13 protein-coding genes and 1 pseudogene are annotated in these 15,517 nt (G+C 73.0%); 7 read left to right on the top strand and 7 right to left on the bottom strand.

Translation table 11 applies throughout. The annotated features are described in order from the left end of the window. Nucleotides 1–203: 203 nt before the first annotated feature. On the bottom strand, nt 204–1,322 hold the full coding sequence (locus ACFY93_RS00960) for a hypothetical protein (RefSeq protein WP_391352409.1): 1,119 nt from the start codon (nt 1,320–1,322) through the stop codon (nt 204–206). A 156-nt stretch (nt 1,323–1,478) separates the two neighbouring features. Between ACFY93_RS00960 and ACFY93_RS00955 the strand changes: the two genes are divergently transcribed. After that, nucleotides 1,479–2,633, top strand: a complete 1,155-nt coding sequence (locus ACFY93_RS00955) for a cystathionine gamma-synthase (RefSeq protein WP_391352407.1) — start codon at nt 1,479–1,481, stop codon at nt 2,631–2,633. A gap of 24 nt (nt 2,634–2,657) precedes the next feature. Here ACFY93_RS00955 and ACFY93_RS00950 read toward each other — a convergent pair whose 3' ends face one another. From ACFY93_RS00950 to ACFY93_RS00940, 3 genes are all read right to left on the bottom strand, one after another. Continuing rightward, nucleotides 2,658–2,906 carry a hypothetical protein gene (locus ACFY93_RS00950; RefSeq protein ID WP_391352405.1) on the bottom strand — a complete coding sequence of 83 codons (249 nt, stop codon included), beginning with the start codon at nt 2,904–2,906 and terminating at the stop codon, nt 2,658–2,660. Next, nucleotides 2,903–3,403, bottom strand: a complete 501-nt coding sequence (locus ACFY93_RS00945; RefSeq protein ID WP_391352404.1) for a sigma factor-like helix-turn-helix DNA-binding protein — start codon at nt 3,401–3,403, stop codon at nt 2,903–2,905. Before ACFY93_RS00945 ends, ACFY93_RS00950 begins: the two co-directional genes overlap by 4 nt. Before the next feature lie 130 nt (nt 3,404–3,533). Continuing rightward, nucleotides 3,534–4,040, bottom strand: coding sequence for a MarR family transcriptional regulator (locus ACFY93_RS00940; RefSeq protein WP_391352402.1), 507 nt, complete (start codon nt 4,038–4,040; stop codon nt 3,534–3,536). Between the two features lie 173 nt (nt 4,041–4,213). Between ACFY93_RS00940 and ilvA the strand changes: the two genes are divergently transcribed. The 3 genes and pseudogenes from ilvA to ACFY93_RS00925 all read left to right on the top strand — a co-directional run bounded on the left by ilvA (nt 4,214) and on the right by ACFY93_RS00925 (nt 7,561). Further along, nucleotides 4,214–5,443, top strand: coding sequence for a threonine ammonia-lyase (gene ilvA, locus ACFY93_RS00935; protein WP_391352400.1), 1,230 nt, complete (start codon nt 4,214–4,216; stop codon nt 5,441–5,443). An 82-nt stretch (nt 5,444–5,525) separates the two neighbouring features. Further along, nucleotides 5,526–6,554: pseudogene (locus tag ACFY93_RS00930) on the top strand (ATP-binding cassette domain-containing protein); the annotation flags it as partial. Nucleotides 6,555–6,703: 149 nt separating this feature from the next. Next, nucleotides 6,704–7,561, top strand: a complete 858-nt coding sequence (locus ACFY93_RS00925) for an ABC transporter permease (RefSeq protein WP_391352398.1) — start codon at nt 6,704–6,706, stop codon at nt 7,559–7,561. A 67-nt stretch (nt 7,562–7,628) separates the two neighbouring features. Here ACFY93_RS00925 and greA read toward each other — a convergent pair whose 3' ends face one another. Both greA and ACFY93_RS00915 read right to left on the bottom strand, forming a co-directional pair. Further along, entirely contained in the window at nt 7,629–8,126 is a 498-nt protein-coding gene (gene greA / locus ACFY93_RS00920; protein WP_391352396.1) for a transcription elongation factor GreA, read from the bottom strand. A gap of 142 nt (nt 8,127–8,268) precedes the next feature. Beyond that, entirely contained in the window at nt 8,269–8,670 is a 402-nt protein-coding gene (locus tag ACFY93_RS00915; RefSeq protein WP_391352394.1) for a DUF4307 domain-containing protein, read from the bottom strand. A 155-nt stretch (nt 8,671–8,825) separates the two neighbouring features. On the opposite strand from ACFY93_RS00915, the gene mca reads away from it, so the two are divergent. Then, nucleotides 8,826–9,707 (top strand): mycothiol conjugate amidase Mca, encoded by an 882-nt coding sequence (mca, locus tag ACFY93_RS00910; RefSeq protein ID WP_391352393.1) that lies wholly within the window; start codon nt 8,826–8,828, stop codon nt 9,705–9,707. After that, nucleotides 9,700–9,936 (top strand): hypothetical protein, encoded by a 237-nt coding sequence (locus tag ACFY93_RS00905; protein ID WP_391352391.1) that lies wholly within the window; start codon nt 9,700–9,702, stop codon nt 9,934–9,936. The genes mca and ACFY93_RS00905 overlap by 8 nt, the downstream gene beginning before the upstream one ends. A gap of 117 nt (nt 9,937–10,053) precedes the next feature. Here ACFY93_RS00905 and ACFY93_RS00900 read toward each other — a convergent pair whose 3' ends face one another. After that, nucleotides 10,054–13,272, bottom strand: coding sequence for a tetratricopeptide repeat protein (locus tag ACFY93_RS00900; protein WP_391352390.1), 3,219 nt, complete (start codon nt 13,270–13,272; stop codon nt 10,054–10,056). 129 nt (nt 13,273–13,401) lie between these two features. Here ACFY93_RS00900 and ACFY93_RS00895 point away from each other — a divergent pair, with 129 nt between their 5' ends. After that, nucleotides 13,402–15,447 (top strand): DUF255 domain-containing protein, encoded by a 2,046-nt coding sequence (locus ACFY93_RS00895; protein WP_391352388.1) that lies wholly within the window; start codon nt 13,402–13,404, stop codon nt 15,445–15,447. Nucleotides 15,448–15,517: the final 70 nt, after the last annotated feature.

Raw genomic sequence — 15,517 nt, 5'->3', positions numbered from 1 at the left:
GTGGGCGGGGCCGTGGGGAGTGGGGGAGTGCGAGGGGTCCACCCGCTCCAACGTATGAGCCCCGCGCAGGATTCCACTTCCCTGCAATTGCACGAACACGCTCCGGGACCGTGATCCCGGAGCCGAAGTCCCGGGCTCCGGCCGGCCCCGGCCCCGTGCCCGCGGCCCGCGCCCGGAACCCCGAAGCCCGCCGGCCGCCCCGCTCAGCGCGGCAGCGTCGCCGGGCTGCCCCCGTTCGCCTCGTACCCCGCGACCGCCACCGCGCGGAACACCGCGTAGTCCGCCGCCGGGTCGGAGGTGAGGGACCACGGGAGGGCGCCCACGTGACCGTCGACGTGCGTCAGCTGGTCCATCGCCTCGGACCAGCGCTCGCCCCGGACCAGGAAGAGGACCAGGAGGTGGCGGACGTGGGCCGCCATCGGGTCGTCCGGGTCGGCGGAGTGCACCGCGTGCAGGGCGCCGTGGACCGCCTTCGTCACGACCTCGCTGCGGTAGAAGCTGCGCACCAGCGACACCTCGGGAAGGTGCTCGAAGACCGCGAAGAGCGGCAGAGCGGGAAGCAGCGACCCCTGCGGCGCACGCGCGGCGGCCGCCTCGGCGAACGAGTACGCCAGCTCACGCGAACCGTGCCACTTCTCGCACCAGTAGTGCAGCGCCGCCAGATGCGCCCCCATGTGCACGGGGTCCCGGTCCAGGATCTTCAGCCACAGCTTCTCGAACTCCGGCTGCGGGTAGGCGAGTCCACGCGCGATGGACAGCTCGACGATGTGCGGCACCGGGTCGGCCGGGGCCAGCAGCGCCGCCTCGTCGCACGCCGTCCGCGCCTCCTCCATGATGATCCGGAACTCCTCGGTCCCCGGCCGCGCCGTCCGCCACGCCTGCTGCACCAGGAACTCCGCGTACACCGCCGCGAGGCCCGGGTCCTTCGGGGCCTCCGCCCGCCACACCCGCAGCCACTGGCCGCCGGGCGTCTCGCTCACCCCGCCGGGGTGCTCCCGCAGCTCCAGCGACGCCGCGCCCGCGAAGGCCTGCACCCGCTGCCAGCGCCGCTCGCCCTCCGTCTCCGTGCCGGCGAGGAGCTGGGCGGCGGCGCGGTAGTCCTGCGTGCGCTGCACCACGTCCAGCACGTCCAGCAGGTCCTTGTCGGGGCCCGGCATCCGGACGTCCAGTGCCTCCTGCCGCACGAACCCGTACGCCGCCGGGTCCGCGGCGTCGGGGTCGCCGGGCGCGACCTGCCGGGCGCCGGCACGCCTGCGGAAGACGGCCGGCAGCAGGACCATGGCGAACATGGCCAGCGCGACGAGGACCCAGAGAATCTCCATGGCTCAAGCGAACCAGACGGGTCCGGCACTTGGCCAACCCGGGCGCCCGGATCCCCGGCGCACGGCCGTCCGCCGCGCCCCGCGGGGAGCGGCGGACGGGGCGGCGGGCTCCCTCCTGCCGTCACCTGCCCCGTGGGCGCACTACCCTCGGTCCTCATGAGCGACAGGCACATCAGTCAGCACTTCGAGACCCTGGCGATCCACGCGGGCAACACCGCCGATCCCCTCACCGGCGCGGTCGTCCCGCCGATCTACCAGGTCTCGACCTACAAGCAGGACGGCGTCGGCGGGCTGCGCGGCGGCTACGAGTACAGCCGCAGCGCCAATCCGACCAGGACCGCCCTGGAAGAGAACCTCGCCGCCCTGGAGGGCGGCCGCCGCGGCCTCGCGTTCGCGTCCGGACTGGCGGCCGAGGACTGCCTGTTGCGTACGCTGCTGGCCCCCGGTGATCACGTGGTCATCCCGAACGACGCGTACGGCGGCACGTTCCGCCTGTTCGCCAAGGTCGTCTCCCGCTGGGGCGTGGAGTGGTCGGTCGCGGACACCAGCGACCCGGCGGCGGTGCGCGCCGCGCTCACCCCGAAGACCAAGGTCATCTGGGTCGAGACGCCCTCCAACCCGCTGCTCGGCATCACCGACATCGCCGCGGTCGCGCAGGTCGCGCGGGACGCGGGCGTGCGGCTCGTCGTCGACAACACCTTCGCCACGCCGTACCTCCAGCAGCCGCTCGCGCTCGGCGCGGACGTCGTCGTGCACTCGCTGACCAAGTACATGGGCGGCCACTCGGACGTCGTCGGCGGCGCCCTGATCACCGGCGACGACCAGCTGGGCGAGGAACTGGCCTACCACCAGAACGCGATGGGCGCGGTCGCCGGGCCCTTCGACTCCTGGCTGGTGCTGCGCGGCACCAAGACGCTCTCCGTCCGGATGGACCGGCACAGCGAGAACGCCACCAAGGTCGCCGACATGCTCAGCAGGCACGCGCGCGTGACGAGCGTCCTGTACCCGGGGCTGCCCGAGCACCCAGGCCACGAGGTCGCCGCCAAGCAGATGCGGTCCTTCGGCGGCATGGTGTCGTTCCGCGTAGAGGGCGGCGAGGAGGCGGCCGTCGAGGTCTGCAACCGGGCCGAGGTGTTCACCCTCGGCGAGTCCCTGGGCGGCGTCGAGTCGCTGATCGAGCACCCAGGACGGATGACGCACGCGTCCACCGCCGGCTCGCTGCTCGAGGTGCCCGCCGACCTCGTACGCCTCTCCGTGGGCATCGAGAACGCCGACGACCTGCTCCAGGACCTGCAGCAGGCCCTGGGCTAGTTCGCCCGGACGGGCGGGGCCCTTTCACCAGCCCGTGAGCGGTGGAGTCGTCTCCGACGGCGGCTCCACCCACGGCCGGGCCAGCGACGCCCAGACGACGAAGGCGACGGCGGCGGCGATCAGGACGCACCACAGCAGCCGCCGCGCCGCGGTCCGGCGGCGCTGCATCCGGCCGCCCCGGCGCACCGCCTCCGCGTACAGGCCGGGCGGCACCACGGGCGGCGTGCGCTCCAGCATCCGCCGTACCGCCGCCTCCCGCTCGGGCTGGTTCACGACACCACCGCCTTCGCGACGGCGGGCGCCGGTCCCCGCGGCGGGTGCAGCAGCGTGGCCGTCGCGCGGGCGCAGATGGCGCGCACGCGCTCCACCGGGATGCCGAGCAGGGCCGCCGTCTGCTCCTCGGCGACTCCCTCGTACAGCCTCAGGACGAGGATCAGCCGCTCCTGGGGGGAGAGGCGCGCCAGGACGCTGGTGGACGCGGGCCGGAAGCGGCCGCCGACTCCCCCGTACTGGTGCCAGGCCCCGTGGGCGAAGCGGGCGGCCAGGTACTCGCGGGCCGTGTCGTACGGGTCGTCGCCGCGCAGCCGGTCCCACGACGCGTACGTGTGCGCGAGGGCCAGGGTCAGCAGGCGCCGCGCGCGCGGGTTGGCGTCCGGCGGTTCCGCCGTGAGCAGCGTGGCGGCGTGCAGCAGCCGCCCGGCCGCGCCCGCGACGAACGCCTCGAACTCCCGGGCCCGGCGGGCGTCCTGGGACGCATGCCGTTGTCGCACCGCGCCTCCCGCCTGAGGGCGACCCCGATGGGCTGCTTCACCTCATATGAGGCCAGGCGCGGCCCTCAGGTCAAGAGTCCGGAGCGGACCCCGGGAACACGGCACGCGCGCGGGGCGGAGCGCCGCGCGGCTACGACGCCGGCTGCGCGTCCGTCACCGGCAGTCCCTGGGACGACTGCCGGGCCGAGAGCGCGTCGTTGAAGCGGGTCAGGAGCGAGCAGAACGACTCGCGCTCCTCCGGTGCCCAGTCGTGGGTCAGCTCGGCCATCAGCTGACGGCGCGAGGAGCGCACCTCGTCCAGGCGTGCCTGCCCGCGCGGCGACAGCTGCAGGACCACGGCCCGGCCGTCCTCCGGGTGCGAGGTGCGCTTGACGAGCCCGGTGTCGACGAGCGGAGCCACCTGCCGGGTGACCGTGGAGGAGTCGATGCCCATGCTCGACGCGAGCGCCTTGACTCCCATCGGCCCCTCTTTGTCCAGGCGGTTGAGCAGCAGGTACGCGGCCCGGTCCATGGAGTTGCGCACCTGGCCGACCCCGCCGAGCCGCGTCTGTTCGGCACGACGGGCGAAGAGCGCCACCTCGTGCTGCAGCGTGTCGAGAAGACCGGTGTCACCGAGAGTCGTCATGTCCATCGACATTTCTGGTGTTGTGGGCATGGCCGGGGGCTCGATTCATGCGTGGGAGCTGGGTTGGGGGACAGGGTACGCGGCCGGGGCGCGGCCCGTACCGGGGCTGCCGAAACCGGTCCGGGGCCGGTCTCGCACCATGGTCACGCCGTCCCCGCCGGGCGGGAAACTGCGAGACTGTGGCCATGAGGCACAGCACGGTCGACTCCTTGCCCACGGTGACCCTCGACGACGTGCGCGGAGCACAGAAGATGCTCAGCGGCGTGGCGCGGACGACCGCGATGGAGGGCAGCCGGCACCTGTCCCAGCTCGTGGGTTCCCCGGTGCACCTGAAGTGCGAGAACCTCCAGCGGACGGGTTCGTTCAAGCTGCGCGGCGCCTACGTCCGTATCGCCGGGCTGCTGCCCGAGGAGCGTGCGGCGGGGGTCGTCGCGGCGAGCGCGGGCAACCACGCGCAGGGTGTCGCGCTGGCCTCGTCCCTGCTCGGCGTGCGCTCCACCGTCTTCATGCCGACCGGGGCCCCGCTGCCGAAGATCGCGGCGACCCGTGAGTACGGCGCGGAGGTGCGCCTGCACGGGACGGTGGTCGACGAGACGCTGGCCGCCGCGCAGGAGTACGCGGCCGGGACGGGCGCGGTGTTCATCCACCCCTTCGACCACCCCGACATCATCGCGGGGCAGGGGACGCTCGGCCTGGAGATCCTGGAGCAGTGCCCGGAGGTGCGCACGATCGTCGTCGGGATCGGCGGCGGGGGGCTGGCCGCGGGCATCGCGGTCGCCGTCAAGGCGATCCGGCCGGACGTGCGGATCGTCGGGGTGCAGGCGGCGGGCGCGGCCGCGTACCCGCCCTCGCTCGCGGCGGGGCGTCCGGTGTCGGTGGACAACCCGGCGACGATGGCCGACGGCATCAAGGTCGGGCGGCCCGGAGACGTGACGTTCGGGCTCATCGAGCGCCTGGTCGACGAGGTCCGCACGGTCTCGGAGGACAATCTCTCCCGCGCGCTGCTGCTGTGCCTCGAGCGGGCCAAGCAGGTCGTCGAACCGGCCGGCGCGAGCCCCGTCGCCGCGCTGCTGCGGGAGCCGGGCGCCTTCGAGGGGCCGGTGGTGGCGGTGCTGTCCGGGGGCAACGTCGACCCGCTGCTGATGCAGCGCATCCTGCGCCACGGCCTATCCGCCGCCGGGCGCTATCTGGCGGTCACGCTGCGGCTGACGGACCGCCCCGGCGCCCTGGCCACGCTGCTCGGGGTGCTGTCGGTGGCCGACGCCAATGTCCTCGACGTGAGCCACGTACGCACCGATCCGCGGCTGGGGCTCACGGAGGTGGAGGTCGAGCTGCACCTGGAGACGAAGGGGCCGGCGCACTGCGCCGAGGTGAACCGGGCGCTGCGCGAGGCGGGTTACAAGGTCATCGACTGAGGCGCCGCAGGTCGGGGACCCCGCCGTCTCTTTCGGTGCCCGGGATGGCGAAAACCCGTTGTGAAACGCGATACATCGCGTTATGGTGTGTGTCTCGTCACAGGCTCGCCCGTGGCCGAGGTGGCGCGCCCAGGACCGCACCGGTCGGCCGGAGGGCACGGGCGGCACCTCACCGCCGGGCGAGTCGGATGTGGCAAAAATAAGCTCTTCCCACAGGAAAACCCCAACCATTTTGGGAGACCTCATGCCGGGCGCCATCTACGCCGAAGGCCTGGTGAAGACCTTCGGCGACGTAAGGGCTCTGGACGGCGTCGATCTCGATGTCCCCGAGGGCACCGTGCTGGGCCTGCTCGGGCCGAACGGCGCGGGCAAGACCACCGCCGTCCGCTGTCTGACGACGCTGTTGCGGCCCGACAGCGGCAAGGCCGTCGTGGCCGGTGTCGACGTCCTCAAGGACCCCGACGAGGTCCGGCGCCGGGTCGGCCTCTCCGGCCAGTTCGCCGCCGTCGACGAGTACCTGACCGGCCGCGAGAACCTCCAGATGGTCGGCCAGCTCTATCAGATGCGGGCCAGGGCGGCGAAGGCGCGGGCCGGCGAGCTGCTGGAGCAGTTCAACCTCGCGGACGCCGCCGACCGCCCCGCCAAGACCTACTCGGGCGGCATGCGCCGACGGCTCGACCTCGCCGCGGCGCTCGTCGTCTCACCGCCGGTGATGTTCATGGACGAGCCGACGACCGGCCTCGACCCACGCAACCGCCAGCAGCTGTGGGAGGTCATCGAGCAGCTGGTCTCCGGAGGCACGACACTGCTGCTGACCACGCAGTACCTGGAGGAGGCCGACCACCTGGCGCACGACATCTGCGTCGTCGACCACGGCCGCGTCATCGCCCGCGGCACCTCCGACCAGCTCAAGGCGCAGACCGGAGGGGAGCGGGTCGAGGTCGTGGTGCACGACCGCGAGCACATCGCCACCGCCTCCGAGGTGCTGCGCGGCTTCGGCAAGGGCGAGACCACCGTCCAGGACCACACCCGCAAGCTCACCGTCCCCGTGACCGGCGGCGCCAAGCTGCTCGCCGAGGTCATCCGCGAGCTGGACGGCCGCGGTATCGAGATCGACGACATCGGGCTGCGCCGCCCCACGCTCGACGACGTCTTCCTGTCCCTGACCGGCCACCTCGCCGAGGCCAAGGACGAGAACGGCGGCGACGGCGCGGCGGACGACAGCAAGGGATCCAGGAACAGGAAGAAGGAGGCCGCCAAGTGAGTACCGCCACCGACGCCGTGCGGAGCACGGCGCCCGCAGGCCCCCTCGGCCAGTCCGTCCGCGACTCCCTCGTCGTCGCGAAGCGCAATCTGATCAGGATGTCCCGGATCCCCGAGATGGTGATCTTCGGACTGATCCAGCCGATCATGTTCGTGGTGCTGTTCAGCTACGTCTTCGGCGGCTCCATGCAGATCGGCGGCAGCACCAGCTCCACCGACTACCGCAACTTCCTGATGGCGGGCATCTTCGCGCAGACCGTCACCTTCGCCACCGCGGGAGCCGGCGCGGGCATCGCCGACGACATGCACAAGGGGCTCATCGACCGCTTCCGCTCGCTGCCCATGGCGCGCGGCGCGGTGCTGACCGGCCGCACCCTCGCCGACCTCGTGCAGACCGCGCTGACCCTGCTCGTGCTGGCCGTCGTGGCCCTGCTGGTCGGCTGGCGCGTCGGCTCCGACGGGGACACCAACATCGGCAAGGTGCTCGGCGCCTTCGGTCTGCTGCTCCTGCTCGGATACGCGTTCACCTGGATCGGCGCCCTGATCGGCCTCTCCGTACGGACGCCCGAGGCGGCCACGTCCGGCGGGCTGATCTGGCTGTTCCCGGTGACGTTCATCTCGAACGCCTTCGTGGACTCCAGCAACATGACGCCCTGGCTGCGGCACATCGCCGAGTGGAACCCGTTCAGCGCCACGGTGCAGGCCTGCCGCAAGCTGTTCGGCAACCCCGGGGTGTCGCCGTCGGACGCCTGGCCGATGGCCCACCCGGTGTGGGCGTCGCTGATCTACTCGGTCCTGATCGTCCTCGTCTTCAGGACCCTCGCGGTGCGCAAGTACCGCTCGGCGACCGTCTGAGGCGGCCGCACGGCACGAACGAGGCCCCCGGCCAGGAGCCGGGGGCCTCGCTCGTGTGCCGTGAGGCTCAGCCCTGGTAGGGCACGGCCTTGAGGATCTTCACCGAGGCGAGCTTGCCGTTCGGCAGTTCGTACCGGGCGTCCTCGCCGACCTTCTTGCCGTTCACACCCGAGCCGAGCGGCGACTGCGGAGAGTACGTCTCGATGTCCGCGCTCGCGTACTCGCGGGAGGCGAGCAGGAAGTCGAGCGTGTCGTCCTCGTCGCCGTCGAAGGCGATGGTGACGACCATGCCGGGCGCCACCACACCGTCCGCCGCCGGGGCCTCGCCGACCTTCGCGTTCTCCAGGAGCTGGGTCAGCTGGCGCACACGGAGCTCCTGCTTGCCCTGCTCCTCCTTGGCCGCGTGGTACCCGCCGTTCTCGCGCAGGTCGCCCTCCTCGCGCGCGGCCGCGATCTTGGCGGCGATCTCCGTGCGCGCAGGACCAGACAGGTACTCAAGCTCGTCCCTGAGCTTGTTGTACGCCTCCTGGGTCAGCCAGGTGACGTTCTCGCTGGTCTGGGTCACAGGTGCTCCTCGTAGGTACTGGGAATACAAAGCATCGCCCTACCCAGAAGAATGTTCCTTCTCGGGTGGGCGAAACCACGAGCCTAACAATTCAGGGGCTCAAGGGGGAGGACATATGGCATCAGAATTACGTCGCCGCAGGTCAGCCGTCGGCGTGACAGCCGAGCAGCTCCGCCGTGCTGCCCCTCGACGTCGTACGGAGGGTCACGACCTTGTCGACGCGTGAGGCGTCCTGGTCGAACCGGAAGTCCGCGCGCCCCACCTCGGTGCCGTCGGCGCTCTGCGAGCGGACCGTGCAGTACCCGTGGACGTCCGCGTCCTTGTGCACCTCCAGATGCACCCTGACCGCGTCGTCCGAGGCGCTGAAGGTGATCACCTGGCCGCTGATCCCGCTGCCGGCCACGTAGTGGTAGCCGAACCAGCCGACCAGGGCGAGCAGGACGGCGCCCAGCACCGCCCCGACGATCCTGAGCTTGCGGTCGGCGCGCTCGTCCGCGGAGCGGCCGTACCGGCCCTCGGGCAGCTGCGTGCTCGCCGTACTCATGATCGTCCTCTCGGAAGCGGCCCGGGACGGAGTCCCGGAAGGGGTTCCGGGACGGGGCCCGGAATTATTCGCCCCCCGATTCGGTCACTATAGAAGCCGCCCAGAACGCCGATTCACGCCGGGCGCCCACGTGACGACTTACTGAGGATCGAGTCTTGACTGACCAGCTGCGACTGATGGCAGTGCACGCCCACCCCGACGACGAGTCGAGCAAGGGCGCGGCCACCATGGCGAAGTACGTGTCCGAGGGGGTGGACGTGCTGGTGGTGACCTGCACGGGCGGGGAGCGCGGCTCCATCCTCAACCCCAAGCTGCAGGGCGACGCGTACATCGAGGAGAACATCCACGAGGTCCGCAAGAAGGAGATGGACGAGGCCCGCGCGGTTCTCGGGGTCGAGCAGGAGTGGCTCGGCTTCGTGGACTCCGGACTCCCCGAGGGCGACCCGCTGCCCCCGCTGCCCGAGGGCTGCTTCGCCCTGGAGGACGTGGACAAGGCGGCCGGCCGCCTGGTGCGCTCCGTCCGCTCCTTCCGCCCGCAGGTGATCACCACCTACGACGAGAACGGCGGCTACCCGCACCCCGACCACATCATGACCCACAAGATCTCCATGGTGGCGTTCGATGGCGCGGCGGACACGGAGAAGTACCCGGAGTCCGAGTTCGGCCCGGCGTTCCAGCCGCAGAAGCTCTACTACAACCAGGGCTTCAACCGGCCGCGCACCGAAGCGCTGCACCACGCCCTGCTGGACCGGGGCATGGAGTCGCCGTACGGGGACTGGCTGAAGCGCTGGGACGAGTTCGAGCGCGTCGAGCGGACGCTGACGACACACGTCCCGTGCGCCGACTTCTACGAGACCCGGGACCGGGCGCTGATCGCGCACGCCACACAGATCGACCCCGAGGGCGGCTGGTTCAAGGTCCCCATGGAGATCCAGAAGGAGGTCTGGCCGACCGAGGAGTACGAGCTCGCCAAGTCCCTCGTCGACACCTCCCTCCCCGAGGACGACCTCTTCGCGGGCATCCGCGACAATGGCTGACATGAGCGCGAGCGCAAGCCTGGCAACGACGTACCTCGTCCCCCTCGCCAAGGAGGTCGACGAGAACAAGGTCACCCCCGGCGTCCTCGGCTTCATCGTCTTCGCGGTGATGGCCCTGGCGGTGTGGGGGCTGATGAAGTCCATGAGCAAGCAGATGCGGAAGGTGGACTTCGAGGAGGCCCCGGACGACAGGGCGGACACCCCCGCGAAGCCGGCCGCCAGGCCCTAGATGTGCTGTCCCGGGACGTTGGTGCGCGTGCCGGGTGCTTGAACAGGTGAGGGCCCTCCGGGTCCGGTGCGGAGGGCGACGTCCGCACCGACCGGAGAGGCCACGCCGCCCGTGGCCTCAGCGGGCCGCCGGTACCGGCACCCCCATGACCTCCCGGGCGTACCGGCCCGGGACCATGCCCAGACGCCAGGCCTGCCAGCCGGCGTCCAGGTCGACGCCGCGCTCCAGAAGGAGCTGGTAGGCGTCCATGCAGTCCTCGAGCTTGGGGTCGCGGGCCGGGTGGCCGGCGCGGGAGAGCAGGCGCAGTTCCTCCTGGGCGACCGCCGTGCCGATCTCGAAGCCGCCCGCCGCCGCGTACGGCAGCAGCGTGCACCGCAGGAAACGCGCCCAGTCCTCGCCCCGCCGGTCCCCGTACGAGGTGAACAGACCGACCGCCTCGTCGCACAGGGCGAGCGCCTGCTGCCCGCGCGCGTTGCCCGCGTCCACCACCGCGAGCTCCAGGCACGTCCACGCCTCGCCGTGAGCGACGCCGATGCGCTGGAAGTCGGCGCGGGCGTCCATCAGGAGCTGACGGGCGAACCCCGAGTTGCGCAGCGACCCGGTCCGCGCCGCCCGCTGGTCCCGGGTCGCGCGCGCCGAGTGGTGCCGCGCGCACGCCAGCCCGTACACGTCCCGGATCCGCGAGAACATCGTCCGCGACCGCTCCAGCTCGCGCACCGCCTGGTCCAGGGCGCCGGTCTCCTCCAGCGCCTGGCCGAGGTAGTACACCGTCCACGCCTCTCCCCGCGCGTCCTCGTTGTCACGGTGCCGGGAGACCGCCTGCCGCAGCGCGTCCACCGCCGCGGACGCGGCGCCGTCGACCAGCCGGGCGCGGGCCAGCTGCGTCAGCGCCCACGCCTCGCCGCGCGCGTCGCGGGTCCGGCCGTACAGGTCGAGGGCCTGCCGCAGCTCCGACTCCGCCCGCGGTACGTCGCCCATCCTGAGGTTCAGCTGACCGAGCTGGAAGTGCGCCCACGCCTCCCCGTGCACCGACTCGCCCTCCCGGTGCAGCACCAGCGCCTCGGTCAGCAGGTCCAGGGCCCTCGCCAGCCGGGCCCGGTCGCGCTCCACCGCCGCCAGCGCGTGCATCGTCCAGGCACGGTCCGCCGCCAGCGCGGGCGAGGACTGCAGGTCCATGGCCTCCTGCAGCCTGTCCGCCGCCTCCGTGAGCCGGCCCTGGTGGTGCAGGGTGATCCCGAGCGAGCACAGCGCCCGCGCGGCGCCCGCGTCGTGGTGCGCCTCGAAGTACAGGCCGACCACCGACGACAGCGTCGTGCGCGCCGTGTCCAGCTCGCCCAGCTGACGGGCCGCGATGCCCGTACGCCACTGCACCGAGCGCATCAGCAGCCCCTGGCCGACCGCCTGCGTCAGCTCGCTGATCTCACCGAGCCGGTACAGGTCGCCGCGGAGCAGGCAGTAGTCGCACAGCGCGCCCAGCAGGTTCAGCACCGCCGCCCGGTCGATGCCCTCCGCGTGCCGCAGCGCCGCCGTGATGAAACTCGACTCGTCGTCCAGCCAGCGCAGCGCCGCGTCCAGCGACGTGAAACCGTGCGGGCCGACCGCGCTCGACTGGAACGACGTGTCCGCCCGCGTCGACGTCCTGCCGTCCACCAGCCGGATCACCGAGTCCGCCAGCTCCGCGTAGTTCACGATCAGACGCTCCTGCGCCGCCGTGCGCTCGGCCGGCTCCTCCTCGTCCAGCAGCCGCGCCTGCGCGAACACCCGCACGAGGTCGTGCAGCCGGTAGCGGCTGCCGCGGACATGGTCGACGAGCCCCGCCCGCGCCAGCGCGGTCAGATACCGGCGGGCCTCCTGCTCGTCCGTCGCCAGCAGCGACGCGGCCGCCGCCGCGCCCAGCGACGCCCGCCCGGCCAGCGCCAGCCTGCGCAGCAGCCGCCGCGCCGCCTCCGACTGGTCGCTGTAGCGCAGCCACAGCGCCCGCTCGACCGGCTCCACCGGACCGTACGCCGCGAGGTCCGACGCCAGCCGGTGCGGGGTGCGCGGGCCCAGCGCGGAACCCGCGATCCGCAGGGCCAGCGGCAGCCCGCCGCACAGCTCCCGTGTCCGCTCGGACGACTCCGCGTCGTAGGGGCCCGACGGATCCTCGGCCGAGGCGTTCAGCAGCTCCTCGGCGCCCGCCGCGTCCAGCGGTTCCACGGGCAGCTGATGCACCCACGCCGGAAAGTCCGCCGGGAGGCCGAGGGGCTCGCGCGCGGTCACCAGCACCAGGCTCTCCGACCGCTCCGGGACCAGCTCGCGCACCTGCTCCGCGTCGGAGGCGTCGTCGAGCACGACCGTGACCGGCAGCCCCGTCAGATGCTGGTGGTACAGCTCGCTCAACCGCCCGGCCTGCTGGTCCTGCGAGGAACGCTCACGGAACAGCAGCTGCTCACGCGGCGCGCCGAGCCGGTTCAGCAGGTGCAGCAGCGCGTCACGGGTGGACAGCGGCGGCTCCTGGGCGCTGTCCCCGCGCAGGTCCACCACGCAGGCCCCCCGGAACTGGTCACGCAGCCCGTGCGCCGCCCGCACCGCCAGCGACGTGCGCCCCGAACCGGGCGCCCCGTGCAGCACCACCACCACCGGCTTCGTCCCGGTGCTCGCCCGCGCCGCCTGCACCCACCGCGCGATCCGCCCCAGCTCCGTCCGCCGCCCCACGAACGGGCCGTCGGCCGCCGGGAGTTGCCCGAACGACTGCTCCAGGACGCTGCGCCGGCGTGCCGCCGCGCTCTTGTCGGTGCGGCGCAGCTGCGCCGAGCCCTTCTTCGCACCGGTCGTCGCGGACAGCACCCGCTGCTGGTCGAGGAAGGGACGGATGCCCCGCACGTCGAGGGCCGTCAGCCACTGCAGCCGCAGCTGCTCGGGACCGCCCGGCTGGTTCAAAGCACCGGCCCGGCGGCTCGCCGCCGGTACGTGCGAGGCGGTCACCCTCGCCACGGTCGCCGCCGCACCCGCCACGCCGGCCGCCGCGCCCGCGCCGAGCGCCGTGCCCGGCCCGGTGCCGAGCGCCAGGTCCGCCACGCACGCCGCGACCGCGGCGACCGACGCCACCAGCAGGGACGTGCCGCCGCCCGCCCGCGCGTACCGCCGGCCGAACGTCGGCTGCCCGGCCGCCGCCTCGTCCAGCGCCCGCGTGTACGCCGCGTACTCCTCCTCGGCCGCGCGGGCCATCCCGTCGAGCGCGCCGCGCGCCCGCGACAGCAGCACACTCCCGTCGGCGCGGCCGCCCGAACGCCGCACCTCCTCCTCGACGGCCCGGGCCAACAGGCGCTCGGCCTCCGCCCGGTGGCTCTCCCGCATGTCCCGTCCCCCTCCGGTACGACACGTGAGCTACGAGTGTCCTGCGTACGGGCCGTCCGCGCGAGGGCGCCGGACGGATCATCACGGTGCCTTCGCGGTCGACGGGGTGCCGTGCGTCAGGATGGGGCCATGCCGAACCGACTGGCCCATGAGACGTCCCCATACCTCCTCCAGCACGCCGACAACCCCGTCGACTGGTGGCCCTGGTCGGCCGAGGCCTTCGAGGAGGCCCGCAGGCGCGGCGTGCCCGTCCTGCTGAGCGTCGGCTATTCCAGCTGCCACTGGTGCCACGTCATGGCCCACGAGTCCTTCGAGGACGAGGCGACGGCCGGCTACCTCAACGAGCACTTCGTGAGCGTCAAGGTCGACCGCGAGGAGCGGCCCGACGTCGACGCCGTGTACATGGAAGCGGTGCAGGCGGCCACCGGGCAGGGCGGCTGGCCCATGACGGTGTTCCTCACCCCGGACGCCGAGCCGTTCTACTTCGGCACCTACTTCCCGCCCGAGGCCCGCCACGGGATGCCGTCCTTCCGGCAGGTCCTCGAAGGTGTGGGCGCCGCCTGGACCGGCCGGCGCGACGAGGTCGCCGAGGTCGCGGGGAAGATCGTGCGGGACCTCGCGGGCCGTGAACTCGTCTACGGCGACACCCGGGTCCCCGGCGAGGAGGATCTCGCCCAGGCACTCCTCGGACTCACCCGCGACTACGACGACCGGCGCGGCGGATTCGGCGGCGCGCCCAAGTTCCCGCCGTCCATGGTGCTCGAGTTCCTGCTGCGCCACCACGCCCGCACGGGTTCCGAGGGCGCCCTCCAGATGGCCGCGGACACCTGCGAACGGATGGCGCGCGGCGGCATCTACGACCAGCTCGGCGGCGGCTTCGCGCGCTACTCGGTGGACCGCGACTGGGTCGTGCCCCACTTCGAGAAGATGCTGTACGACAACGCCCTCCTGTGCAGGGTGTACGCGCACCTGTGGCGTGCCACCGGTTCGGACCTGGCGCGCCGGGTGGCTCTGGAGACCGCCGATTTCATGGTCCGCGAACTGCGCACGGAGCAGGGAGGTTTCGCCTCCGCGCTGGACGCCGACAGCGACGACGGCACGGGCCGCCACGTCGAGGGCGCGTACTACGTGTGGACGCCCGCCCGGCTGCGCGAGGTCCTCGGGGACGAGGACGCCCGACTGGCCGCCCAGCACTTCGGGGTGACCGAGGAGGGCACCTTCGAGGAGGGCTTCTCCGTGCTGCAGCGGCCGCGGGACGAGGGCGTGGCGGACGCGGAGCGGATCGCCGGGATCCGCGAGCGGCTGCTGGCGAGCCGGGCCACGCGGCCGGCCCCCGGGCGGGACGACAAGGTGGTCGCCGCCTGGAACGGCCTGGCGGTCGCCGCGCTCGCCGAGACCGGCGCCTACTTCGGGCGCCCCGACCTGGTGGACGCCGCGATCGCCGCCGCCGACCTCCTCGTACGCGTCCACCTGGACGACCGCGCCCGGCTCACCCGTACCAGCAAGGACGGCCGCGCCGGGGCGAACGCCGGTGTGCTGGAGGACTACGCGGACGTCGCCGAGGGCTTCCTCGCGCTCACCTCGGTCACCGGGGAGGGCGTCTGGCTGGAGTTCGCCGGGTTCCTGCTCGACCATGTCCTCGGCCAGTTCACCGACGCGGAGTCGGGGGCCCTCTACGACACCGCGGCCGACGCCGAGCGGCTCATCCGGCGCCCTCAGGACCCCACCGACAACGCCACGCCCTCCGGCTGGAGCGCGGCCGCCGGCGCCCTGCTCGGCTATGCCGCGCAGACCGCTTCCGAGCCCCACCGGACCGCCGCGGAGCGGGCGTCGGGCGTGGTGAAGGCGCTCGGCCCGCGCGCCCCCCGCTTCACCGGCTGGGGGCTCGCTGTCGCCGAGGCGCTCCTGGACGGGCCCCGCGAGGTCGCCGTCGTCGGCCCGGAGGGCGACCCCGCGACCGAGGCCCTGCACCGCACGGCGCTGCTGGGCACGGCGCCGGGTGCCGTCGTCGCCGCGGGCACCCCCGACAGCGGGGAACTGCCGCTGCTCGCGGGCCGCCCGCTGGTCGACGGCCGCCCCGCCGCGTACGTGTGCCGGGGCTTCACCTGCGACGCCCCGACGACCGACCGGGAGCACCTGCGGACGGCCCTCGGCGGCGGCCCGCACGGCGTCTGAGGGGCCCGCGCCGCCGCCCCGGAAGGCGTGCGGCGTCCCCGTGGACGGGCGCGCGACGCGATGGAGGGGA

This window comes from Streptomyces sp. NPDC008313, assembly GCF_042956125.1.
Classification (GTDB): Bacteria; Actinomycetota; Actinomycetes; order Streptomycetales; family Streptomycetaceae; genus Streptomyces.
Note: the sequence above shows the minus strand (reverse complement) of the source record. Positions and strands in the feature narration are given on the sequence as shown.

Coding starts and splice junctions, on each gene's coding strand:
- ACFY93_RS00960 (WP_391352409.1), bottom strand. CDS start 1,322: ATGGAGATTCTCTGGGTCCTCGTCGCGCTGGCCATGTTCGCCATGGTC.
- ACFY93_RS00955 (WP_391352407.1), top strand. CDS start 1,479: ATGAGCGACAGGCACATCAGTCAGCACTTCGAGACCCTGGCGATCCAC.
- ACFY93_RS00940 (WP_391352402.1), bottom strand. CDS start 4,040: ATGTCGATGGACATGACGACTCTCGGTGACACCGGTCTTCTCGACACG.
- ilvA (WP_391352400.1), top strand. CDS start 4,214: ATGAGGCACAGCACGGTCGACTCCTTGCCCACGGTGACCCTCGACGAC.
- ACFY93_RS00915 (WP_391352394.1), bottom strand. CDS start 8,670: ATGAGTACGGCGAGCACGCAGCTGCCCGAGGGCCGGTACGGCCGCTCC.
- ACFY93_RS00905 (WP_391352391.1), top strand. CDS start 9,700: ATGGCTGACATGAGCGCGAGCGCAAGCCTGGCAACGACGTACCTCGTC.
- ACFY93_RS00900 (WP_391352390.1), bottom strand. CDS start 13,272: ATGCGGGAGAGCCACCGGGCGGAGGCCGAGCGCCTGTTGGCCCGGGCC.
- ACFY93_RS00895 (WP_391352388.1), top strand. CDS start 13,402: ATGCCGAACCGACTGGCCCATGAGACGTCCCCATACCTCCTCCAGCAC.